The organism is Elusimicrobium sp. An273, from assembly GCF_002159705.1.
GTDB classification, from domain to species: domain Bacteria; phylum Elusimicrobiota; class Elusimicrobia; order Elusimicrobiales; family Elusimicrobiaceae; genus Avelusimicrobium; species Avelusimicrobium gallicola.
Genome location: NZ_NFJD01000013.1, coordinates 1 through 613 on the forward strand (window position 1 = coordinate 1; position 613 = coordinate 613).

At 51.1% G+C, this 613-nt stretch carries 1 protein-coding gene; it reads right to left on the bottom strand.

Annotated elements, in window-relative coordinates:
* Positions 1-613, bottom strand: a 613-nt coding sequence (locus B5F75_RS07260) for a GTP-binding protein (RefSeq protein WP_143351278.1), incomplete at its 3' end; no start/stop codon positions are given.

Genomic DNA, 613 nt, shown 5'->3' on the forward strand with positions numbered 1-613 from the left:
GAATCCAAGTGTCCAACGCATCCATCAATCTGTGAATGGAAGGTTCGCCCAATTCGCTCTGATCCCCTTCAATCGCTTTCAAGGCAGATCCGCGAATGATCGGCGTGTTATCCCGGTCAAATTCATATTTGCCCAGTAAGTCGCGGATTTCTTCTTCTACTAAGTCCAACAAATCTTTGTCGTCTACCAAGTCTACTTTGTTCAAGAACACTACCAATTTCGGTACGTTCACCTGCTTGGCCAACAATACGTGTTCGCGCGTCTGCGGCATCGGGCCGTCTACAGCCGATACCACCAAAATCGCACCGTCCATCTGCGCAGCACCCGTGATCATGTTCTTAATATAATCCGCGTGCCCGGGGCAGTCAATGTGCGCATAGTGGCGTTTCTCCGTCTCGTATTCTACGTGAGATACCGCTACCGTTACAATCTTGGAAGCGTCACGCACGACACCGCCTTTGGCAATATCGCTGTACGCCATCGCTTTGGCTTTGCCTTCTTTCGCCAATACCTTCGTGATCGCCGTCGTTAACGTCGTCTTACCATGGTCCACGTGCCCGATCGTTCCCACGTTCACGTGCGGTTTGCTGCGGGAAAATTTTTCCTTTGCCAT